The sequence below is a fragment of the Luteimonas sp. A478 genome (genome assembly GCF_054052025.1).
In genome coordinates this window covers 538411-559780 of sequence record NZ_JBSVRF010000001.1, presented here as the reverse complement: position 1 = coordinate 559780, position 21370 = coordinate 538411, and the positions used below count along the sequence as shown (strand labels likewise).

Sequence of the window (21370 nt, the reverse complement as noted above, 5' to 3'; positions counted from 1 at the left end):
TGCGCAGGATTTACTGGAGGGTCGCGACCTGCCGTTCGAGCTGACCAACGACGTTCCGGAGATCGTCGATGCTGTTGACCCGGCCGCTGGCTTCCACCCGGAACCGGTTGCCAACCACCACGCTGTACTGGCCGCGGTTGCTGCCGGAACTCCACTCCTCGTTGACCAGCTGGCCATCGCGGGTGAAGGTGCGCTCGTATCCGCTGTCGGTTTCATGGCTCTGGTCCATACCGAAGGCGCCGGCCATGGCCATCATCCCCGACATCGCGGCCATGTCCTGGATTTCCACGCTGATCCGGCCTGACCCGTCTTCCTCGGCATATTCGGCCGAGGCCTCGCTGATCTGCATGCCCATGGCGCCACTGCGGCTGGCGGAAATGCCGGTTCGGCGCATGTTGCCGATGGCTTCCGGCAGCAGCGCCCGCAGCTGATCGGCCGCCACCGCTTCCACCACCTGGCCATCCGCATCGGTACTTCCGGCGACCGCCCCCATCAGCGCGCCCAGCGCCTTGCCCTGCTCATCCGCGCTGCCGCTGGCCCGGGCCTGGTCCATCTGCTTGCCGGCTTCTTCCATCCGCCGGCCGAATTCCACCAGCTGGCCCATCCTGCTGTCGGGGTTCACAGTGACATTGCTGCTGTTTCCTCCCCCACCGGAGACGCTGCCCAGCATCCCCCCAGCCAATGCACCCATGCCGGTCACCGCTGCGATCAGCAGCCCCACGATCCAGCCAAGCACGATCGCAGCGATCACCGAGACCAAGGTGTAGATAGCTGCCTTCTCTGGCGGACATTTCATCGTATGCGGCAGGCCCAGGTACAGCAGATAGATGCTGTAGACCCCGCCGGCCAGCGCCAGCAGCCAGCCAACACCGGGAACGATCACGGCAATGCCGGCCACCCAGGCAGCGGTCCAGGCATAGCCGACCGCCTTGAGCGCCTGCACCTGGTTCTTTTGCCCCTCGAACTTCGGCGCCAACGCGTTGACGATCATCGCCACCACGTACAGCACGACCAGTCCCAGTACGTACCCGAGCACCATGCCCATCAGGCCCGCCATGAACGGCGTGGTGATCCTCATGCCGAACACGCTGTGGCCGATCAGGCTGCCCTTGATGAAGCCGGCCACCGCCGGAATTGCAGCCAGCAGCATGAAGTAGCCGGTATACAGGCTGGCGGTAGTTGCCGGCTCGGCCGCGATCGCGGGCCATTCGCTGCGCGGGGACAGCAGGATCGCCTTCGCCCGTTCAATGAGTGCGTTTGAACGACTATGGTCCTGCGCGGGAATCTGTGGTTCTGGCTGCATGTGACTGCCACTTCCTTAGCTGTTGGGTCTGTCCAATGCATACGCCGAACGCACGGCTTGCAGGACAGCCCAACGCAACCGGCCCGCGTTCGCACGCGGGCCGGAGTCATTCAAGCAGTCAGTCTGGCGGCAGAACTCAGGGCTCGCCCACCACGTCCACGCCGGGCGGCGGGGTGAAGCGGAAGGCATCCGCAGCGAAGGACGGGTTCTTCTGCCAGTTGGAAAATTCGATCGTGGTGCGCTGGCCCAGCGCATCCAGAATTTCCATCTTCACCAGGGAGCTATCGGCAAAGCCGAGCTGCGCGTTCTGGAACCCGGCGTCGGTGGCCTGGCGCGGCGCGATCTCCAGCCATTCCAAACCGTCTCGGGTGCCGCCCTTGCCGATCACGAAGTCGCGATCGAGCATGGCCGGGTCGATCAACGCTGCCAGGGGATTGCTCTGCTCTTCCTCGCCCTGCGGCCGCACGGTGACCTGCTCCAGGTCCGGATCGTAGACCCACACCCGGGTGCCGTCGGCAATGATCAGCTGCGGATACGGGTTTTCGTACTCCCAGCGGAACAGCCGCGGCGCTGAAAGGGCCACGCTGCCGCTGGAGCTTTCGCGCAACCGGCCGCTGCCGTCGTAGACCTGCTGGGAGAAGTTGCCCTGCAGTCCGCGCAGGTCGCTGGTGAAGCTGTCCAGGCTGGCGCGCGCATCGGCATGCGCATTCCCGGCAAAGGCGGCCGCAAGCAGGACAACCATGACACTGAGGATGCGGTTCATTGGTGCTCCGGGAATCAATCGGGTTGCGGAAAGTGTGCACAGGCGTGGCTGAATACGAGCCATGACGGCGCCGGGCCGTCACGCCCGAGCCGCTTGGTTGTTACCGGGCTACCTGGGAGGCGGAGGCGCCAGCACCGTGCGATCACCGTTGTTTTCAGGCGGACTCACGACCCCTGCCGCCTCCATGGCTTCGATCAGGCGCGCCGCGCGGTTGTAGCCGATCTTCAGCCGCCGCTGCACGCCGGAAATCGAGCCGCGCCGGGTTTCCGTGACGATCTTCACCGCCTCGTCGTACAGCGGGTCGCTTTCATCGCCACCGTCGGATTCAGGCAGCCCGGTGGCACCCACCACCACGCCGTCGCCCATGGTCTGGACCTCTTCCAGCACGCCGTCGATGTAGTTGGCACCGGTCCCCTGCTTGAGCTGCTCGACCACCCGGTGCACTTCTTCGTCGGACACGAAGGCACCGTGCACGCGCTCCGGCAGGGCCGTACCAGGCGGCATGTACAACATGTCACCGTGGCCCAGCAGGGTTTCGGCGCCGGACTGGTCCAGGATGGTGCGCGAATCGATCTTGGAGCTGACCTGGAACGCGATGCGGGTCGGGATGTTGGCCTTGATCAGGCCGGTGATCACGTCCACCGATGGACGCTGGGTGGCGAGGATCAGGTGGATACCGGCCGCACGCGCCTTCTGTGCCAGGCGTGCAATCAGCTCTTCCACCTTCTTGCCGACGATCATCATCATGTCGGCGAACTCGTCGATGATCACGACGATGTACGGCAGCGCCTCCAGCGGCTCGGCCACCGCCTCCGATTCGGAGTCGGGCCGGAACAGCGGGTCCAGCAGCGGCTGGCCGCTGTCCTGCGCTTCCTTGACCTTCTTATTGAAGCCGGCCAAGTTGCGCACGCCCACCGCGCTCATCAGCTTGTAGCGCCGCTCCATTTCGGCCACGCACCAGCGCAGGCCGTTGGCGGCCTCCTTCATGTCGGTGACCACCGGCGCCAGCAGGTGCGGGATGCCCTCGTAGACGCTCAGCTCGAGCATCTTCGGATCGATCATCAGCAGCCGCAGCTGGTCGGGGGTGGCCTTGAACAGCAGGCTCAGCACCATGGCGTTGACCGCCACCGATTTGCCGGAGCCGGTGGTACCGGCGACCAGCAGGTGCGGCATGCGCGCCAGGTCGGCAACGGTTGAGCGCCCGCCGATGTCCTTGCCCAGCGCCAGGGTCAGCGGGCTGGGCGATTTGTCGTACTCCTTGGAACGCAGCAGCTCGGACAGGTAGATCATCTCGCGCCGCGTGTTCGGGATCTCCAGGCCGATCACCGATTTACCGGGGATCACATCCACCACGCGTACAGACTTGACGCTCAGCCCGCGGGCGATGTCCTTGTCCAGCGAGCTGATCTGGCTGACCTTGATACCCGGCGCCGGCTCCATCTCAAAGCGGGTGATCACCGGCCCCGGCTGGGCCTCCGTCACTTCCACATCGATGCGGAAGTCCTTGAGTTTGAATTCGATCTGGCGCGACAGGGTTTCCAGCGTGTCCTCGTCGTAGCCCTTCGGCTGCGGCTTGGGTTCGTCCAGCAGCGACAGCGGCGGCAGGCCGGAATCACCGCCGCCAGTGCCGGTGAACAGCGGAATCTGCTGCTCACGCTTGGCCCGCTCGCTCTTTTCCACCTGCGGCGCGGCCGGCGGTTCGATCCTGACCGGCTCACGACGCACGCGCTTCTCGGTATCGGCCCGGCGTACTTCCACCCGCTCTTCGCGCAGGTCGCGCGCCCGTTTCCACTCTCCCGCCTGCTTGCTGCTGCGCCTGAGCAGGTCGGGCAGCTTCATTACCCAGCCGCCCAACCTGTCCATCACCGCCAGCCAGGACAGGCCGGTGGCCAGGGTGATCGAGGTCAATAGCAGGGCCAGCAGGAACAGGTTGCCGCCCACTCCACCGAACGCCGCGTACAGCGAATTACCCACCAGCCGGCCGAGGATGCCTCCGCCGCCGGCTGAGAAGTCGGCCGCGTTTGACGCGCCCAACGCAAGCAGGCCGCAGGCGGAGATCAGGAAGCCGCACAGTCCAACCAGGCGCAGCGCCGGCCCCAGGTCGGCCTTGCCATCGCCGTCGCTGTCCATGCCGAACAGCGCGATCCAGGCGATCGCTCCCAGCACCAAGGGCAGCAGGAACGCCACATAGCCGAACAGATAGCGCAGCACATCGGCCAGCCAGGCGCCCACGGGCCCGCCCACGTTGTGGAGCGGCTCGGTCACGTTGCCCGAATGACTCGACCAGGCCGGATCACTTGGGGAATAGGTGATCAGACTGGCAAACAGGTAAAGCAACAGCGGCGCGATCAGGATCAGCGCAATATCGCGCCACAGTCGCTGCCGGCGCGGATTGTCCCCTGCAACCTTGCGGGTGGTCCCGCGTTGCCGCTTGCCACGTTCTGTAAGCGCTTTCGCCACCGTGCCCTTTACCTTAAAAGTGTTCGCTATGCGGTTGATCTTAAATCAACAGTCGGGGCCCGGCGAATCTCTTTGCCTGCGCAAGGTGGTGCCACGGCTCAGCTGAGGTCCTGCAGCGCCGGATGGACCAGACTGCCGGCTTCCACATTGATCCCACGCACCAGCGCACGGTTGCCGCGCCAGTCGCCGTTGGCCAGTGCATCCACCCACGGGGTGATCGCCGCGCAGATCGCCTGCGATGCGGTCTGCGGCACCGCGCCTGGCATGTTGCCCACGCAGAAGTGGGTGACATCCTCGTCCACATAGGTTGGATCGTCCCAGCTGGTGGGCCGCGAGGTTTCAAAGCAACCGCCCTGGTCGATCGAGATGTCCACCAGCACGCTGCCGGTCTCCATCTGCCTGAGCATCTCCCGGCTCAGCACCCGGGGGGCCCGCGCGCCGGGAATCAGCACCGCGCCGACCAGCAGATCCGCCCCCGCCACCTCTTTCGCGATTGCTTCCTGATAGGGATACAGGGCAGTCACGTTTGCGCCCAGGCGCATCATGGCGTCCATCCGCTCCAGGCGCTTTTCAAACACCACCACGTTCGCGCCCATGGCGGCGAGCGTGGCGGCGGCCGATCCACCGGCCTGGCCGGCGCCGAACACCACCGCCTTGCCGCGCGAAGCCGCGGGCACGCCGCCCAGCAGACGGCCCTTGCCCCCGTTGGTGGCGTGCATGAGGGTGGTGCCCACCTGTACGGCGAGCTTGCCGGCAATCTCCGACATGGGCGCCAGCAGCGGCAGTGCCCCGCTCTCAAGCTCCACTGTCTCGAAAGCAACCGCAGTCAGTCCGATCTCCAGCAGACGCCGGGTCAGCTTTGGCTCGGCCGCCAGATGCAGATAACAGAACAGGAGATGGTCGCTGCGCAGGTACTCGATTTCGGCGCCGACGGGCTCCTTGACCTTGACGATCAGCTGGCCCCTTTCGTAAAGCGCAGCAGCATCGGGAGCAATGTTCACCCCAAGGCTGGCATAGGCCTGGTCGGCATGGCCGGAACGCTCGCCTGCGCCCTGCTCCACCCAGACCTCATGGCCGGACCTCACCAGATCGCCGGCGGCAGCGGGCACCAGGGCAACGCGTCCCTCGGCCGTTTTGGTTTCTTTCGGTACGCCGATTCGCAAGATCGTCTCCCTGGTGGCAACAGCAGCCGGGAGCAGCCATGCACGCCTGCGGATGCGGACGCTGTGTCGCGCTGGCAGCCTGCTGCTCGCCTTGTTTTGCGCTGGTCCGGCCCTCAAGCTATATGGCCCGAAAGGTCGTCTTTCCGCTGTCGCGAGTATACATGTGAGCACCCCCAAACACTGTCATCTGCTGATCCTCGGCTCTGGTCCTGCAGGCTGGACCGCTGCCGTTTATGCCGCCCGCGCCAACCTCAAACCGGTGGTCGTGACCGGCCTGGAAATGGGCGGTCAGCTGATGACCACCACCGAAGTCGACAACTGGCCGGGCGATGCCCATGGCCTGATGGGACCGGACCTGATGGCACGCATGCAGGCGCATGCCGAACGCTTCGAAACCGAGACGGTGTTCGACCACATCCACACCGCCGACCTGTCGCAGCGGCCGTTCCGGCTCAAGGGCGACAACGGCGAGTACACCGCAGACGCGCTGATCATCTCCACCGGCGCCACCGCCAAATACCTGGGGCTGGAGTCGGAGGAAAAGTTCAAGGGTCGCGGTGTGTCCGCCTGCGCCACCTGCGATGGATTCTTCTACAAGGACAAGGAAGTGGCCGTGGTCGGCGGCGGCAATACCGCGGTCGAAGAAGCCCTGTATCTGTCCAACCTGGCCAGCAAGGTCTATCTGGTCCACCGCCGCGACAGCCTGCGCGCCGAGAAGATCATGCAGGACAAGCTGTTTGCCAAGATCGAAGCCGGGAAGATCGTGCCGGTCTGGAACCACGTGGTGGACGAGGTGCTTGGCAACGAGGCCGGCGTGACCGGGCTGCGGGTGAAGTCGACGCTTGACGAGTCAACCCGGGAGATCGCCGTGCACGGCTTCTTCGTGGCCATCGGCCATACGCCCAACACCGGGCTGTTTGAAGGCCAGCTGGCCATGAACGACGGCTACATCGAGATCCGTTCCGGGCTGTCGGGCGGCGCCACGGCCACCTCGGTTCCCGGCGTGTTCGCTGCGGGCGACGTGGCCGACCAGCACTACCGCCAGGCGATCACTTCGGCCGGCTTCGGCTGCATGGCCGCGCTGGATGCCGAAAAATTCCTCGACAAGGGCGAGTAACTGCGCCTGCTGACCGCCTCATGGGCGGCTCCCGCCATTTGCGAACGCCCGGCCGCGGATGACCGCGCCGGGCTTTCCGGAGCCGCCAGGGTCATGCCATCTATCGTATCAATCCGGAAGATCATGCCGCCCTCGCAATGCTGACCACACGCATCGTTGATTCCCTTGCAGACGTCTCCCAGGCCCAGTGGGACGCGCTGCACGACGGTGCCAATCCCTTTGTGACCCAGGCCTTCCTGGCAGGACTGGAACGCCACGGCTGTCTGCGCGCCGAATGGGGCTGGACGCCGCATCACGTGACTCTGTGGCAGGGTGAAACCCTGGTTTCCGCGGTGCCGGGCTACCTGAAAACCAACTCCCACGGGGAGTTCGTTTTTGACCACGCCTGGGCACATGCATACGCCCAGTACGGACGCGACTACTTTCCGAAGTGGCTGGGCGCGGTGCCCTACTCTCCCGTTACCGGCCCCCGCCTCCTGGGTGACGCCCAGTACCGACCGGCCCTGCTCCAGGCAATTGAGTCCACGGCCACCCAACTCGGTTTGTCGTCGGCACACATCAACTTCCACACCCCGACCGAGGAGGCCGACTTCGGCCCCGCCTGGCTGCAGCGCACCGACGTGCAATATCACTGGCACAACAACGCCGGGTGGCCCGATTTCGAAGCGTTTCTTGCCGCACTGGACCGGCGCCGACGCAAGAACATCCGCCAGGAGCGGGCGAAAGTGGCCCGCGCCGGAATCAGCTTTCGCGTTGTCCACGGCGATGAGGCCAGCGAGCAGGACCTGGAGGCGATGTACGGCTTCTATCTGGCCACTTTCGCCGATTACGGCAATTCGCCGGCGCTGACGCTCGGGTTCCTTCAGCACCTGGCCCGCGCCATGCCACGTGCCCTGGTCATCGTACTGGCGGAGCTGGATGGCGAGCCCATCGCCGGCGCCCTGTGTCTGCGCGGCGGCGACACCCTCTACGGGCGCTATTGGGGTGCGGAGCGGGAGGTGCCCGGGCTGCATTTCGAGACCTGCTACTACCAGGGCATCGAGTACTGCCTGCGCGAGGGGCTGCGCGTGTTCGAGCCGGGGGCACAGGGCGAGCACAAGATCGCGCGCGGGTTCCTGCCAACATACGTGCGCAGCCGGCACTGGATCGCCGACCCGGCGTTCGCCGATGCCCTGCGCCGCTGGTGCGCGGAAGAGACCGCCTCCGTGCACCGCTACAAAGCCCTGCTGGACACCAGATCACCATTCACCCTGTAGGAGCGCGCCATGCGCGCGAAGCCGCGGGCCCTTGAGGGTCAGAGGGGTGGCCGCCAACCGTGGATCCTGGGGTCGCTTTCAACAAGGCTTCGCGAAACGAAGCAGATTTCACGCGGCTTCGCGCGCATGGCGCGCTCCTACAGGTCAGCCTCTAGAATGTGGGGATGCATTTCCGCCCGCCGCTGCTGTCTGCCGATCCGGATGCGCCGTTTCCGCCGGTGGAATCTGCCCTGCGTGAGCCGGACGGGCTGCTGGCGATCGGCGGCTGTTTGTCCCCTGCCCGACTGCTCAACGCCTACCGCCACGGCATCTTTCCCTGGTATTCGCAGGGTCAGCCGGTCCTGTGGTGGAGTCCGGATCCGCGCATGGTGTTCCACACCGACGGTGTGCACCTGGCCTCCCGGTTCCGCCGCACCCTGCGCCGCAGCAGCTGGGAGCTGCGCGCCGATTGCGCCTTCGCCGAAGTGGTCGAAGCCTGCGCCAAGGCACCGCGTCCCGGCCAGGCAGGCACTTGGATCACCGATCCGATGCGCCAGGCCTACCAGCAGTTGCACGACCTCGGCCACGCCCACAGCGTGGAGGTGTATGACGGCACTCGCCTGGTGGGTGGAATCTATGGCGTGGCCGTAGGCCGGATGTTCTTTGGCGAAAGCATGTTCAGCGCCGAATCGGGCGGTTCCAAGGCGGCCCTGGCCGGCTTGGCCGGGTGGCTGTCGGCCAACGGCTGGCCGCTGCTCGATGCCCAGGTGGAAAATGCGCACCTGCTGCGGATGGGGGCGGAGCGCTGGCCAAGGACGCGCTTCCAGGCCGAAGTGCAGCGCCTGGCCGCCCTGCCGGGTCTGGTCGGGTCCTGGAACGAGCCATTCGGCCGGGTTCCCGCGGCCGACCTGGTCCCACCCACCCCCGGTCCGGGCTGAGCCGGGCTGAGCCGGGCTTTGCCCGCGGACTTGGCCGTGTGGCATAATGGTTGACTGTTTTCATGGGCCGACCTCAGGCCCGCCAACCGACACAGGACGCATGGCGAAAGACGACGTCATAGAATTTGAAGGCACCGTTTCCGAGACCCTCCCGAACACCATGTTCCGGGTCAAGCTCGAGAACGGACACGAGATCATTGCCCACATCTCCGGGCGGATGCGCAAGCACTACATCCGCATCCTCACCGGCGACCGGGTCAAGGTAGAGATGACTCCCTACGACCTGACCAAGGGCCGTATCACCTACCGGATGAAGTAACCGCGCAGCGCCCAGGCGCGCCGGATACAAAGAAGGCGGCCAATGGCCGCCTTCTTTGTGTGCCCGCTGTTCGTGGACGCGCCCTTCCCGGGCGCGCCGCCGCACCGGGTGTTCACTCCACTGCGGCAGGCAGCAGCTTCTCCGACTCCGGCCAGGACTCGACCACCAGCTCGTCGTCCTTCACCTGCACGCTGACCCGGCCGCCGTTGACCAGCTTGCCGAACAGCAGCTCGTCGGCCAGCGGACGCTTGATCCGGTCCTGGATGATCCGCGCCATCGGGCGCGCGCCCATCTGCGGGTCGAACCCGTGCCTGGCCAGCCACTCCCGCGCCTCGGCGCTTGCGGTGACGGTGACATTCTTCTCCTGCAGCTGGCTCTCCAGCTCGATCAGGAACTTGTCCACCACCCGCAGGATGTGGTCGAAACCCAGCGACTGGAACTGGACGACCGCGTCCAGACGGTTGCGGAACTCCGGGGTGAAACTCTTGCGGATCACCTCCATCGCATCCGTGCTGTGATCCTGCTGCGTGAAACCGATGCTGCGCCGCGCGGCGTGGGCGGCCCCGGCGTTGGTGGTCATCACCAGGATCACGTTGCGGAAGTTGGCCTCGCGTCCATTGGTATCGGTGAGCACGCCGCGGTCCATCACCTGCAGCAGGATATTGAAGATGTCCGGGTGGGCCTTTTCCACCTCGTCCAGCAGCAGCACACAGTGCGGCGTCTTGACGATCTTTTCGGTCAGCAGCCCGCCCTGGTCAAAGCCCACGTAACCCGGGGGAGCACCGATCAGGCGGCTCACCGAATGCGACTCCATGTACTCGGACATATCGAAGCGCACCAGCTCAATGCCCAGTTGCAGCGCAAGCTGGCGGGTGACCTCGGTCTTGCCCACGCCGGTGGGGCCGGCGAAGAGGAAGTTGCCGATCGGCTTGTCCGGGTTCGCCAAGCCCGAGCGGGCCAGCTTGATCGCCGAGGCCAGCGTCTCGATCGCCGGATCCTGGCCGAAGATCACCATCTTGAGATTGCGCTCCAGGTGGCCCAGCACATCCTTGTCCGAAGCGCTGACCTGCTTGGCCGGAATCCGCGCCATCTTGGCGACGATTGTCTCCATTTCTTCCACATCGATCAGCTGCTTGCGCACGTCCTCTGGCAGCAGGCGCTGGCGCGCGCCGGCCTCGTCCATCACATCGATGGCCTTGTCCGGCAGCAGACGGTCGGCAATATGCTTGACCGACAGGTCCACGGCCGCCTGAAGGGCATCATCGGCGTAGGTGACGTCGTGGTGGGCCTCGTACCTGGGCTTGAGCCCGCGCAGGATCTCGAAGGCCTCGCTGGTGGTCGGCTCCACGATGTCGATCTTCTGGAAACGCCGGGCAAGGGCCCGATCTTTTTCGAAGATGCCGCGGTATTCCTGGAACGTGGTCGAGCCGATGCAGCGCAGCTCCCCGGAAGCCAACGCCGGCTTGATCAGGTTGGACGCATCCATGGTGCCGCCGGAGGCCGAGCCGGCACCGATGATGGTGTGGATCTCATCGATGAACAGCACCGCGCCGTCGTGCTTGCGGATCGCCGTCAGCACCGCTTTCAGGCGCTTCTCGAAGTCACCCCGGTACTTGGTGCCGGCCACCAGCGCGCCCAGGTCGAGCGAATAGATGGTGGCATCGGCAAGCACCTCGGGCACCTCGCCATCGACGATGCGCTTGGCCAGCCCTTCGGCAATCGCGGTTTTGCCTACGCCGGCCTCGCCTACGTAGAGCGGGTTGTTCTTGCGCCGACGACACAGGATCTGGATCGTGCGCTCGATTTCCTCGGCCCGGCCCACCAGCGGGTCGATCCTGCCCTCGCGAGCCATCTGGTTCAGATCGGTCGCGTACTCGCTCAGGGCGTCACCCTTGGTCTCGCCGCCTCCGCTGCCGCTGCCTTCCTCGGCCTCCTCGCCGCTGGGTGTCGGCTCATCGTCGCCAGCCTTGGCAATGCCGTGCGACAGGTAGTTCACCACGTCCAGCCGGGTGACATCCTGTTGGTTGAGGTAGTAGACCGCGTGCGAGTCCTTCTCGCCGAAGATGGCCACCAGCACGTTGGCACCGGTGACTTCCTTCTTGCCCGATGACTGCACGTGATAGACAGCACGCTGCAACACGCGCTGGAAGCCGAGCGTGGGCTGGGTGTCCCGCCCGTCATCGTCGGGAAGCTTGGAAACGGTGGTCAGTATCGCCTGCTCCAGCTCGGATCGCAGGCGCTGGAAATCGGCTCCGCTGGCCTTGAGCACTGCTTCCGCCGACGGGTTGTCGAGCAATGACAGGAGCAGGTGCTCGACCGTCATGTACTCGTCGCGTGCCTGTCGGGCGTGCTTGTAGCACTGGCCGATGGTGTATTCGAGATCCTTGCTGAACATGGGGCTGGGTGCCTCCGAAAGTAGCTACTGCTGCCTTGGATGGGGGCGATGACGCCGGATTTCCACTGCCCTCCCCGTTTACGCTTTTTCCATGGTGCAGAGCAAGGGGTGCTGGTTCATCCTTGAGTATTCATTCACCTGCGCCACCTTGGACTCGGCCACCTCGCGGCTGAAAACGCCGCAAACCCCCCGACCGCGGGTGTGGACGTGCAGCATGACCTGGGTGGCGCGTTCAACGTCCAGGGCGAAGAAGCGGACCAGGATCTCAACCACGAAATCCATGGGCGTGTAGTCGTCATTGAGCAGGATCACCGAATAAAGCGGCGGTCGCGCGACCTCCGGCCGGTCAGCCTGTACCGCAACGCCGTGGTCGCGTTCGTGTTCGTTCTTGCGTGTCATGGAGGTGATTATACGGGCCCGGTGCATCCGCCACGTAGACGCCGCCGGGCCGCGCAAGGACAATGTGGGATGTTTGAAGACCCGAACGCCCCTGATATGAGCTACCGCGAAGGCCGATTCTGGCAGCCAGACGTCACCGTGGCCACGCTGGTCGTGGAGGGCGGTCGACTGCTGTGCGTGGAAGAACGCGTCAGCGGCCAGCTGGTGATCAATCAGCCGGCGGGACACCTTGAGCCGGACGAAAGCCTGGTGGACGCCGCCGTACGCGAGACCCTGGAAGAAACCGGCTGGCAAGTGCGGTTGACCGCTTTCGTCGGCGCCTACCAGTGGAAGGCCCCCGTGGCCGAAGACGGCCGCGGCGGCCGCCACTACCTGCGGTTCGCGTTCGTGGGCGAGCCGGTCGCCCACGATCCAGAGCGGCCGCTGGATGATGGCATCCTGCGGGCCCTGTGGCTGACCCCTGCCGAGCTGCAGGAATCCGCCGCGCGCCACCGCAGCCCGCTGGTGTGGCGGACTGCCGCGGACTTCCTGGCCGGTCGCAGCTTCCCGCTGTCGCTGCTCAACCAGCTGCCTGACACCGCCTGACCACGCTGGTCAGGCACGACCGCCCTTGTCGGCAAGCGGCCCAGCCCTCATACCGGCCTTACCCTGTCCACACGCACCGCGCACCCTCATGACCTCCCCCCGCACCATCATCGGCATGTCCGGCGGCGTCGACTCATCCGTCGCCGCCCTGCTGCTGCGCGATGCCGCCGAGCCGTTGGCCGCGCTGTTCATGCAGAACTGGGCCGACGACGGCAGCGGCGACTGCCGGGCCGAGGATGACCGCCGCGACGCGGTCGCAGTCAGCGGCCGGCTGGGTATCCCGATCCACTTCCGCGATTTTTCCGGCGAATACTGGCAGGGGGTGTTCGAGCATTTCCTGGCCGAATACGCCACCGGCCGCACGCCCAATCCCGACGTGCTGTGCAACCGCGAAATCAAGTTCAAGCATTTCCTGGACGCCGCCCGCGACCTGGGAGCCGAGCGGATCGCCACGGGCCATTACGCCCGCATCGACCGCCAGGGCGACCGCTGGCGGCTGCTTCGCGCCCGCGATGCGGCCAAGGACCAGAGCTATTTCCTGCACCAACTGGGCCAGGAGCAGCTGGCGGCCACCGTGTTCCCGCTTGGCGAGCTGGTGAAGGCCAACGTGCGCGCCATGGCCCGCGAGGCCGGGCTGCCCACGGCGGAAAAGAAAGACTCCACCGGTATCTGTTTCATCGGCGAGCGCGACTTCCGCGAGTTCCTGGGCCGGTATCTGCCCGCGCAGGCCGGCGAAATCCGCACCCCCGCGGGCCAGGTGCTGGGCGAACATCCGGGCGTGTTCTATTACACCCTGGGACAGCGCGGCGGGCTCAACCTGGGTGGCGTGCGCGGCTTTGCGCCGGCGCCCTGGTACGTGGTGGGCAAGGATGTAGCCAGCAACGTGCTGTACGTCGACCAAGGCGGTGACAGTCACTGGCTGATGTCCACAACGACCTGGACCGAGCTGGCCCACTGGATTGCCGGCGCTCCGCCCGCGGCCACATTCGAATGCCTGGCCCAGACCCGGTACCGCCAGCCGCCCGAGCCGTGCCGGGTGCAGGTGAGCGATGACGGGCGCCTTGAAGTGACCTTCCAGCGACCCCAGCGCGCCGTCACCCCCGGTCAGTCACTGGTGCTCTACGACGGTGATGTGTGCCTGGGAGGCGCGGTGATCGAGACCACCGACGCCCCGCTGGAGCGCAGCCACAACCCGTCAGCAGGTACCATTGCCGACCTTGGATCCGCACTACGGAGTGCAGCAGCAGAATGATGCAGGAACGGGTACTGGCCCTCGCTGGCCTTGCGCAGGCGCTCAAACAGGTGCGCCGGATCGCCGAGACCGGCCAGGCCGACGCCGCGGTGCTTGGCACCGCGTTGCAAAGCGTGCTCCGCATGGATGCCGCCTCGGCCGAAGACGTCTACGGCGGCGCCGAGTTCGTACGCCCCGGCCTGCGCCTGCTGCACGGCTATTTCAACAACCTGCCCGACGACGAGCAACTGCCCAAGCTGGCCCTGGCAGTGATGCAGCTGGAACGCCGCTTCATCAACGACGGCGAAATGGTCCAGCGCGTGCAGCGCGGCATTGCCGCCGCCAATATCGAAGCGGCCCGCACCAGCCCTACCCATCCTGAGGTCCTCAGCAGTCTGGGCACCCTGTATGCCGACACCGTCAGCCACCTGCGCCCCCGGGTCATGGTGCAGGGCAATCCGCACTACCTGGGCCAGGCCGACATCGTTTCTGAAATCCGCGCGGTGCTGCTCGCTGCGGTGCGCTCGGCGGTGCTGTGGCGCCAGATGGGCGGCAGCTACCTGGATTTCCTGCTGCGTCGCAAACAGCTGCTGGCGGCGGTGGAAGCCGCTCTGGTCTGATCAGGGCCCTTCGCCCCGGGCTGCCACTGTGTCGGGGTAACTGGAAGCTAAAGTTGACGGGGATGGCGCCGATACCGGGTATGTAGAACCGGCCGAGTAGCGTCCATGTATGCACGTATCCTGATTCGCCTTGCTGCCCCACTGATCCTGACCCTGTTGCTGCCGCTGGCTTTTGCCCTCGGCTGGTCCGCTCCGGTGCGTTGGGCAGTCCTTATCACCATGACCACCAGTTGGCTGGTTCTTGCGTTCTGGCTTGTCCGGCGCGAAGTCACCCGACCATTGGCGCACCAGCGTGTGTTCCAGGAACAGGACCAGCTGTTGACAGATCTGCGCCAGTTCGTGAGCGCGGAGATCGACGGCTCCCGCGCAGAGGTCGAGCGCACCCGCGAACTGGTCCGTCAAGCGGTCGCCGGACTGGGCACCAGCTTCGAGGCAATGAACCACAAGTCACGCCAGCAGGCACAGGCGATGTCGCGCATCCTTGACCAGACCGGTGACCAGAATGGCTCGAAGGGTTCCGATGTGGCCCGCTTTGCACAACACGCCAGCCAGCGTATGGAACAACTGGTTGAAGCCCTCGAGCAGGTGAGCGGCCAGAGCGTTACCACCGTCACCCATATCGACGAGATGGCAGGTCACCTGGACGGCATTTTTGCCCTCCTTGAGGACGTGAAGTCGATTGCCGACCAGACCAACCTGCTGGCGCTCAATGCAGCCATTGAAGCGGCGAGGGCTGGTGAGGCGGGCCGGGGTTTTGCCGTTGTGGCAGACGAAGTACGCAACCTGTCGGAGCGTTCCACCGCGTTCAACGAGCAGATCCGCAAGCTTGCCCACAGTTCGAAGGAATCAATCACCAAGGTCCGCGGAACCGTGTCGAATATGGCGTCCCGGGACCTGGACCGCTCACGGGAGGCGCGTGCGGAAGCCGCTGAAATGCTCGACCAGGTGGCTGCTATCAACCGCTCGCTCGGCGACGGCATGCGGGAAATTTCCGACTGCGGCCGGGCCATCGACACCAGCGTGGGCGAAGCAGTACGTGCCTTGCAATTCGAGGACATCGCTACGCAGGCCCTTGGCGGCGTGCATTCGCACCTGGAGCGGCTGAGCGCCATCAACCGCGAAGCCATAGACCTGCAGGACCTGTTGCGCCGCAACGGCGGAACCGTCGACGATGAGATGATGCGCGCGCTCAAGCAGATCGGCCAGCGGCTGCGCGAACAGCGCAGCGTCTGGGAAAAGCCGCCGCACAAACCGGTGGCCCAGGAATCCATGGGAGCGGGGACGGTCGAGCTGTTCTGAGCCCCTCGTCAGGGGTGCCCCGCGAAGTACACTGGCGGCCTCCCGTGTTGCAGACATGCCATGTCCTCCGGAACCCCAAGCATGCATGAGCTGCTCCACCTGCTTCCCGGTGGCGCCCTGCTCTTGCACGACCACCGGGTACAGGCCATCAATGCCGCGGGCGCCCGAGCTTTCGGCGCCACACCGGAGGATCTTGCCGGCCGGCTGATCACCGAGCTGGTGGATTCCAGCTGCGCTGCCAGTCTGCGGAACTGGTTGGAACAGCCGCGATCTGGCGGCCAGCATTCGGGGGGCTTCTTCCTGCCACTTGCCCCCCCGTATCCGGACAGCACTCTTGTGGTCAAGACCGGCCCGGCACATCAGGCCGGGGGCGCTTGGCAGGTGCTACTGATCGAGACGATCGCAAACCAGGAAGGCGAAGTAGGCCCCACGAGCCTGGTCAACCGTCTTTTTCCCGCCCATGAGGAGGAACGCTACGGAACCGTGCGGGCTTTGCACGACGGCCCGAGTCAGGCCCTCGCTGCCATCCGGATGTCCGCATACGGCGCGCTGCACGAGCTTGATCCCCTGTTGCACACCGATGAACTGCAGAACATTCTTGCCCAGGCGGATGTCGCATTGGGGCAGCTCCGCTCGCTGTCCAACTACTTGCAGCCTCCACAGCTCAGGTCACTCGGCCTGGAAGCAGCGCTGCGCTGGTACGTCGGAGAAATCAATAAAGACATTGACCTGCCAATCAACCTGGAACTGCTCCCACTGCCTCGACGCCCCACGCGGCACGTAGAAGAAGCAGGTTTCCGCATTGCGCAGGAGGCACTCGCCAACGCGCTGCGCCACGCCGGCGCGGAGCACATCACCGCCTGCCTGCAAGCTGGAGAGGATGTGCTGACTATGGAGATCCGTGACGATGGTCGCGGATTTGATCCGCAATTGGAGCCCGGCGATGGACTGGCCGAAATGCGCGCGCGGGCCCAGGGTATCGGCGGTAGACTGAGCGTCACCTCATCACCCGGGTGCGGCACCTGCGTCATCGTGCGGCTCCCTTGGCATTGAGCCACCTTGGTGCCGTTTTACGGCGCGCAACCGACTGAACCATGTTGACGCCAGACGCTGACGCCCCTCCCCAGCCCCTGCCCCGCTTGGGCGCTGGCCATCCAGCGCTGGAAACATTGCTACGCAGCGCCGGGGTGGGCACTCATAAGGTGCTCCTGCTCCACATCGATATCGAGCACTTCGCCTCGATCAACCAGAACATGGGTATCGAAGTCGGCGACCGCGTCCTCGACGTGGTGGGCCAACGCCTGCGGGCAGCCATCGCCGGACGCGGCGAAGTATGGCGCCACGGCAGCGATGAGTTTTTGGTTGCGATGCAGCTGGATGGCAACGACCTGACACCCGGACAGGCGTGCGAAGCACTGATTGCGTTGATCGAACAACCAGTTTCGGTGTTGCCCTACACCCTGGTGCTCACCGCCAAGGCCGGGATGAGTGTTTGTCCGGACCAGGGTAACGACGCCTCGGCTCTCCTCCAGATCGCCGAATCTTCACTGTGGCGTTCACCGTCTGGGGAAACGTTGTCGCCTGAGGACCCAGACCCCACGGAACAGCCGTCCGGGGATCGGGTGATAGCCAAACTGATTATCGAGGCCGCCGCACGCGACGAACTTCGACTGAAATACCAGCCCAAGATAAGCGCGCGGGACGGCCGGGTAGTCGGGATGGAAGCACTGATCCGCTGGAAGTCCCCGATACTGGGCGAACTGATGCCGGAACGCTTCATCCGCACCGCCGAGCGACTCGGGGTGATCCTGCAGATCGGCGACTGGATGATCGAGCGCGTTGTGGCCCAGGCACGGGCGTGGCGGGCCCAGGGCCGCGACGATTTTTTCATAGGGGTCAACGTTTCCACGCTGCAACTGCTGCAACCGGGGTTTGTTGACCATCTGCTTGGAAGCATGCAGCAGGCCGGACTGCCCTCGTCTGCGATCATGCTTGAACTCAACGAAAGCGCTCTCAATGACGACGTGCAGCAGGTGTTCCGCACTACCCGGGCATTGCGCCGCGAGGGCATTGGCCTGGTGCTGGACAACTTTGGCACGGGCGATGCCAGCTTGCGTCTGCTCGCGCGCTATCCGGCCGACGTGCTCAAGGTCGACCGCAGTTTCGTCAATGCTGCCCTCCAAGGCAGCCGCGAGACCGCGATCGTTCGCGCCATGATCGCCATGGCGCACCAGCTGGGAATGAAGGTGGTCGCCAACGGCGTGGAGTCCGAAGCCCAGCTCGGATTCCTGCGGCGAACGGATTGCGACTACTTCCAGGGGTATCTGTTCCGCGAACCCGTGGACGCAAAAACTGCAGGACAGATCCTGCTGGGCCGGTATCTGCGGCCTGAACTCTTCCTCCCCACCCGCTCGGACCGCACGCTGCTGCTGGTGGACGATGAGGAGAACGTACTCAGCTCCCTGGTACGCCTGTTCCGGCGCGATGGTTATCGCATCATCACCGCCACTACGGTGAGCAATGCCCTGGAATTGCTGGCCAGCAACGAGGTACAGGTGATCCTGTCCGACCAGCTGATGTCGGAAATGAGCGGGACGGAGTTTCTCGCCCGGGTAAAAATGCTTTACCCCGACACGGTGCGCCTCGTATTGTCAGGCTATGCCGACCTGGAGACCGTGACTGAAGCGATCAATCATGGTGCGATCTATCGCTTCCTCACCAAGCCATGGGACGACGGCGAGTTACGCGATCACATCCGGCAGGCGTTCCGGACCTATGCAGCACAGCACGCCCGCGCACCTGTCGACTGATCTCAGGTCGCGCCTCCCGGCTGTTTCACCGGCAACACCACCCGGAAGCAGCTGCCCCGCCCGGTTTCGCTGTCCACTTCAATCCGGCCATTGTGCTTGGCCACGATCCCGTAGGAAATGGACAGCCCCAACCCGGTGCCCGTGCCAACCGGTTTGGTAGTGAAGAATGGATCGAAAATGCGCTGCAGGGTGGATTCCGGAATGCCGGCGCCCGAATCGACAACCTCCACCCAGACATTCTCATCCACCACGCCGGTGCGGACTGTGACCGTACCCTGCTCTTCGATCGCATGGCCCGCATTGAGCAGCAGGTTCAGGAAGACCTGGCTGATCTCCGATGGGAGGCACTCGACCATGGGCAGCGTGCCGTATTGTTTTTCCAGCCGGGCTTTGTAGCGCAGCTCGTTCCAGACGATGTTGAGGGTCGAATCCAGGCTGACATGCAGGTCGGTAAGCTTCCAGCCGATTTCCCCATCCGCCCGTGAGAAGTCCTTCAGGTCCCGCACGATGCGGGTCACCCGCTCGACCCCTTCCCGCGACTCGGTGAGCAACTGCGGCAGGTCGCGGCTGATGAAGTCGATATCCAGGCGCTCACGGGCGGCTTCGACTTCAATCCTGCTGGCTGCCGGATCAGGCGCCTGCAGCGCACGTTCATAAGCATCGATAAGCGCAAACAGGCTGCTCACATACTCCTGGAGGCTGCCGAAGTTCGAATGCACATAGCCAATGGGATTGTTGATTTCGTGCGCAACGCCCGCTGCAAGCTGCCCGATCGATGCCAACTTCTCGGATTGCAGAAGTTTTTCCTGCGCAGCCGTCATGCGTACATTCAGCTCCTCATGGCGACGCAACAGTTCCTTGTCGCCATCGCGCACCAGGCCCGGGTTCTGCAGCAGCAGGATGGTGTGGCCGTCGGCCAGAACGTGCAATCGGGCGAACAGCATGCGCCCCTCGCCAAAGGGCACAAAGTCGCTCCAACTGCCCTGGTGATGCGCCTGTGCCAGCGCGTGATTGGAAAGCAGGTCATGGATGTGGTGCTCGTCATCGCTCCACAGGGGATGCAGACGGGCCATTGCATGGCCGGCCGGGTTGGCATAGACCTGTCGGCCGCCCCGATAAATGAGCACGCCTTCCTGCTGCCACTGCAGCGCAGCTGCCAGCAGTTCTGCCGGGATGGAAGGGGGTTGGGGAGTCGAGCCCATGGTGTCACGCAGGTGGAAGGGCTCTGCATTTTACGAGGTTGTGGGACCGGCGTTTTCTGGGGGGCTCAGACCACCGCCAGACCGCGTGACGGCCGCGAGTGACCGACCGCACCGGTCGCGTCATAGGCCGGTGCGCTTTCGGCCCGTCCCAGACAGCGAAGCGCCCAGTTCACCTCGCGCCTGCGCCGGGCGAGCAGCACGCCGTTGGCGCGGTTGAGTTCCGCCAGTTCCGCGAGTCGCGGGGCAAGCTCCGCCGGATCGCTGCCAATCCCGGCCTCAAGCTCGCGCAGCGCGGCGAGCTTGTCCTGGGTATTGCGCAACAATGCTTCGGCGTCACCAGCCACCAGTGCCTCGCGTTCCCCGGCCAGAGCCGCGGCCAGCTTCTCGACACTGGTTTTCTCCACGCTGACTCGGGAGGCCTCCATCAGCGGGTCAGCTGCGCATCCAGATCGAGCATGGCAACAGCTATCGCTTGCGGATCGATCCGGTAGGTACCCGATGCGATTGCTTCACGGACCTGCTGCACCTTTGCTTCGTCGATTACCGGGCGGGTGCCCAGCTCGCGTTGCAGTGCCTGGAGGCCCGCAGCTTCGCCGGTCAGGCGCAGGCTGTCGCCGGCGGCCGGCGCTTCAATGGCCTTGTCGCGGGCGTCTCCTGCCCTGCCCGCCGGAGCGGAGAGTGCGGAAGTGCTGCGGATCGGGAGGGGTGGTGCTGTTCCTTCGACTTTCTGGCTCATGTCCAAAGTCCTGACGTGGTGAGCGGAAATGGGGTCACAGCCTGTATCGGCGGCCCGGGAAAAATCTTTAGCAGGGGTCGCTGCCCTGCCCTCAATTGATCACGATGACGTCGCCGTCGGCGCTGACCCTGCCCTGCACGACCCGGCGCGAAGACAGGTTCTCAACGCTCACGCGCTCCTGTTCGCCGGCATCTGCCAGTGCGCGGCCGGCCATCCTGACTTCAACGCCGGCGTGCCGGGATACCAAGGCGATGGTATCACCGCGTCTCACCAGGCGTGGCGACACCAGGTCGTTGCTGGTCAACACAGCGCCTGCTACGAGGGTGCGCCGGGCCATGCGGCCGATCGCGGCTTCCGGGTCCGACAGTGCCGCACCGGCGATCCGGCCGGGGTCGCGGCGCTCCGCCACGTACATGTCCGGGCGAATGGCTTCCCCGGCAGCCACGCCGCGGACCAGCACCAGCACCTGCTGGGTGCGGCGTACCCGGACCGGCACGTACAGGCGCCAACCCGACGGGCACGCTACTTCCACCGTGCCGGAACCGGTCTGGCGCGCCTGTAGCGGCTGTGCACAGCTTGGCATGCGCAATGCGGGATCAAGGGTGGCTTCTGCGCTGCCGGCGTCGGCAAGGGCCGCCAATGCCGCGTCGCGGATCGACTGCACAGGCTGGAACCCTCCGGCCAGCGCCGTTGAGATGCCGCCGGCCGCAATGGCCAGAGCGGCCAGATATGCACACAGGCGGGGCAAGGTCTGCATCGCTGCTCCTGATGGATAACTCTTCAACGCGGGATCCT

The 21370-nt window shown here is 65.1% G+C and carries 20 protein-coding genes; 10 read left to right on the top strand and 10 right to left on the bottom strand.

The window, feature by feature from the left end:
- Positions 1 to 10 precede the first annotated feature (10 nt).
- From ACW7G3_RS02655 to ACW7G3_RS02640, 4 genes are all read right to left on the bottom strand, one after another.
- Entirely contained in the window at positions 11 to 1303 is a 1293-nt protein-coding gene (locus ACW7G3_RS02655; protein WP_456980922.1) for a Yip1 family protein, read from the bottom strand.
- Between the two features lie 136 nt (positions 1304 to 1439).
- A complete protein-coding gene (gene lolA / locus ACW7G3_RS02650; RefSeq protein ID WP_456980921.1) occupies positions 1440 to 2066 on the bottom strand; it encodes an outer membrane lipoprotein chaperone LolA in 627 nt (208 codons plus the stop codon).
- Between the two features lie 108 nt (positions 2067 to 2174).
- Positions 2175 to 4526: a DNA translocase FtsK gene (locus ACW7G3_RS02645; protein WP_456972128.1), complete on the bottom strand. Its 2352-nt coding sequence runs from the start codon at positions 4524 to 4526 to the stop codon at positions 2175 to 2177.
- Positions 4527 to 4624: 98 nt separating this feature from the next.
- Entirely contained in the window at positions 4625 to 5689 is a 1065-nt protein-coding gene (locus tag ACW7G3_RS02640) for an alanine dehydrogenase (protein ID WP_456980920.1), read from the bottom strand.
- Between the two features lie 163 nt (positions 5690 to 5852).
- On the opposite strand from ACW7G3_RS02640, the gene trxB reads away from it, so the two are divergent.
- The 4 genes from trxB to infA all read left to right on the top strand — a co-directional run bounded on the left by trxB (position 5853) and on the right by infA (position 9298).
- On the top strand, positions 5853 to 6806 hold the full coding sequence (gene trxB, locus ACW7G3_RS02635) for a thioredoxin-disulfide reductase (protein WP_456972124.1): 954 nt from the start codon (positions 5853 to 5855) through the stop codon (positions 6804 to 6806).
- A gap of 137 nt (positions 6807 to 6943) precedes the next feature.
- Positions 6944 to 8062, top strand: coding sequence for a GNAT family N-acetyltransferase (locus ACW7G3_RS02630; RefSeq protein ID WP_456980919.1), 1119 nt, complete (start codon positions 6944 to 6946; stop codon positions 8060 to 8062).
- 164 nt (positions 8063 to 8226) lie between these two features.
- A complete protein-coding gene (aat, locus tag ACW7G3_RS02625; protein ID WP_456980918.1) occupies positions 8227 to 8979 on the top strand; it encodes a leucyl/phenylalanyl-tRNA--protein transferase in 753 nt (250 codons plus the stop codon).
- A 100-nt stretch (positions 8980 to 9079) separates the two neighbouring features.
- A complete protein-coding gene (gene infA / locus ACW7G3_RS02620) occupies positions 9080 to 9298 on the top strand; it encodes a translation initiation factor IF-1 (protein ID WP_095209467.1) in 219 nt (72 codons plus the stop codon).
- 112 nt (positions 9299 to 9410) lie between these two features.
- Here infA and clpA read toward each other — a convergent pair whose 3' ends face one another.
- Both clpA and clpS read right to left on the bottom strand, forming a co-directional pair.
- Positions 9411 to 11693, bottom strand: a complete 2283-nt coding sequence (gene clpA, locus ACW7G3_RS02615; RefSeq protein ID WP_456972118.1) for an ATP-dependent Clp protease ATP-binding subunit ClpA — start codon at positions 11691 to 11693, stop codon at positions 9411 to 9413.
- 78 nt (positions 11694 to 11771) lie between these two features.
- Positions 11772 to 12092, bottom strand: a complete 321-nt coding sequence (clpS, locus tag ACW7G3_RS02610; protein ID WP_456972116.1) for an ATP-dependent Clp protease adapter ClpS — start codon at positions 12090 to 12092, stop codon at positions 11772 to 11774.
- Positions 12093 to 12188: 96 nt separating this feature from the next.
- Between clpS and ACW7G3_RS02605 the strand changes: the two genes are divergently transcribed.
- The 6 genes from ACW7G3_RS02605 (at position 12189) to ACW7G3_RS02580 (ending at position 18637) form a co-directional block, all read left to right on the top strand.
- Entirely contained in the window at positions 12189 to 12677 is a 489-nt protein-coding gene (locus ACW7G3_RS02605; protein ID WP_456981145.1) for an NUDIX hydrolase, read from the top strand.
- Positions 12678 to 12765: 88 nt separating this feature from the next.
- Positions 12766 to 13929 (top strand): tRNA 2-thiouridine(34) synthase MnmA, encoded by a 1164-nt coding sequence (gene mnmA, locus ACW7G3_RS02600; protein ID WP_456980917.1) that lies wholly within the window; start codon positions 12766 to 12768, stop codon positions 13927 to 13929.
- Positions 13929 to 14528 (top strand): high frequency lysogenization protein HflD, encoded by a 600-nt coding sequence (gene hflD, locus ACW7G3_RS02595; RefSeq protein ID WP_456981143.1) that lies wholly within the window; start codon positions 13929 to 13931, stop codon positions 14526 to 14528. The genes mnmA and hflD overlap by 1 nt, the downstream gene beginning before the upstream one ends.
- A gap of 105 nt (positions 14529 to 14633) precedes the next feature.
- A complete protein-coding gene (locus ACW7G3_RS02590; RefSeq protein ID WP_456980916.1) occupies positions 14634 to 15827 on the top strand; it encodes a methyl-accepting chemotaxis protein in 1194 nt (397 codons plus the stop codon).
- 81 nt (positions 15828 to 15908) lie between these two features.
- Positions 15909 to 16880 carry an ATP-binding protein gene (locus ACW7G3_RS02585; protein ID WP_456980915.1) on the top strand — a complete coding sequence of 324 codons (972 nt, stop codon included), beginning with the start codon at positions 15909 to 15911 and terminating at the stop codon, positions 16878 to 16880.
- 41 nt (positions 16881 to 16921) lie between these two features.
- Positions 16922 to 18637 (top strand): EAL domain-containing protein, encoded by a 1716-nt coding sequence (locus tag ACW7G3_RS02580; RefSeq protein ID WP_456980914.1) that lies wholly within the window; start codon positions 16922 to 16924, stop codon positions 18635 to 18637.
- 2 nt (positions 18638 to 18639) lie between these two features.
- Here ACW7G3_RS02580 and ACW7G3_RS02575 read toward each other — a convergent pair whose 3' ends face one another.
- The 4 genes from ACW7G3_RS02575 to flgA form a co-directional block, all read right to left on the bottom strand.
- Positions 18640 to 19839, bottom strand: a complete 1200-nt coding sequence (locus tag ACW7G3_RS02575; protein WP_456980913.1) for an ATP-binding protein — start codon at positions 19837 to 19839, stop codon at positions 18640 to 18642.
- 65 nt (positions 19840 to 19904) lie between these two features.
- Complete coding sequence (locus tag ACW7G3_RS02570; RefSeq protein ID WP_456980912.1) at positions 19905 to 20264, bottom strand: flagellar protein FlgN; 360 nt, start codon at positions 20262 to 20264, stop codon at positions 19905 to 19907.
- Entirely contained in the window at positions 20264 to 20575 is a 312-nt protein-coding gene (flgM, locus tag ACW7G3_RS02565; protein WP_456980911.1) for a flagellar biosynthesis anti-sigma factor FlgM, read from the bottom strand. Before flgM ends, ACW7G3_RS02570 begins: the two co-directional genes overlap by 1 nt.
- 91 nt (positions 20576 to 20666) lie before the next feature.
- Positions 20667 to 21332: a flagellar basal body P-ring formation chaperone FlgA gene (flgA, locus tag ACW7G3_RS02560; protein WP_456980910.1), complete on the bottom strand. Its 666-nt coding sequence runs from the start codon at positions 21330 to 21332 to the stop codon at positions 20667 to 20669.
- Positions 21333 to 21370 lie beyond the last annotated feature (38 nt).

Bases quoted from the DNA above. Each gene is read 5' to 3' on its own strand.
- clpS (WP_456972116.1), bottom strand. From the start codon at position 12,092: ATGACACGCAAGAACGAACACGAACGCGACCACGGCGTTGCGGTACAG.
- aat (WP_456980918.1), top strand. From the start codon at position 8,227: ATGCATTTCCGCCCGCCGCTGCTGTCTGCCGATCCGGATGCGCCGTTT.
- ACW7G3_RS02575 (WP_456980913.1), bottom strand. From the start codon at position 19,839: ATGGGCTCGACTCCCCAACCCCCTTCCATCCCGGCAGAACTGCTGGCA.
- lolA (WP_456980921.1), bottom strand. From the start codon at position 2,066: ATGAACCGCATCCTCAGTGTCATGGTTGTCCTGCTTGCGGCCGCCTTT.
- ACW7G3_RS02585 (WP_456980915.1), top strand. From the start codon at position 15,909: ATGCATGAGCTGCTCCACCTGCTTCCCGGTGGCGCCCTGCTCTTGCAC.
- clpA (WP_456972118.1), bottom strand. From the start codon at position 11,693: ATGTTCAGCAAGGATCTCGAATACACCATCGGCCAGTGCTACAAGCAC.
- mnmA (WP_456980917.1), top strand. From the start codon at position 12,766: ATGACCTCCCCCCGCACCATCATCGGCATGTCCGGCGGCGTCGACTCA.
- flgM (WP_456980911.1), bottom strand. From the start codon at position 20,575: ATGAGCCAGAAAGTCGAAGGAACAGCACCACCCCTCCCGATCCGCAGC.
- ACW7G3_RS02580 (WP_456980914.1), top strand. From the start codon at position 16,922: ATGTTGACGCCAGACGCTGACGCCCCTCCCCAGCCCCTGCCCCGCTTG.
- ACW7G3_RS02655 (WP_456980922.1), bottom strand. From the start codon at position 1,303: ATGCAGCCAGAACCACAGATTCCCGCGCAGGACCATAGTCGTTCAAAC.
- infA (WP_095209467.1), top strand. From the start codon at position 9,080: ATGGCGAAAGACGACGTCATAGAATTTGAAGGCACCGTTTCCGAGACC.
- ACW7G3_RS02630 (WP_456980919.1), top strand. From the start codon at position 6,944: ATGCTGACCACACGCATCGTTGATTCCCTTGCAGACGTCTCCCAGGCC.
- ACW7G3_RS02605 (WP_456981145.1), top strand. From the start codon at position 12,189: ATGAGCTACCGCGAAGGCCGATTCTGGCAGCCAGACGTCACCGTGGCC.
- flgA (WP_456980910.1), bottom strand. From the start codon at position 21,332: ATGCAGACCTTGCCCCGCCTGTGTGCATATCTGGCCGCTCTGGCCATT.
- ACW7G3_RS02570 (WP_456980912.1), bottom strand. From the start codon at position 20,264: ATGGAGGCCTCCCGAGTCAGCGTGGAGAAAACCAGTGTCGAGAAGCTG.
- hflD (WP_456981143.1), top strand. From the start codon at position 13,929: ATGCAGGAACGGGTACTGGCCCTCGCTGGCCTTGCGCAGGCGCTCAAA.
- ACW7G3_RS02590 (WP_456980916.1), top strand. From the start codon at position 14,634: ATGTATGCACGTATCCTGATTCGCCTTGCTGCCCCACTGATCCTGACC.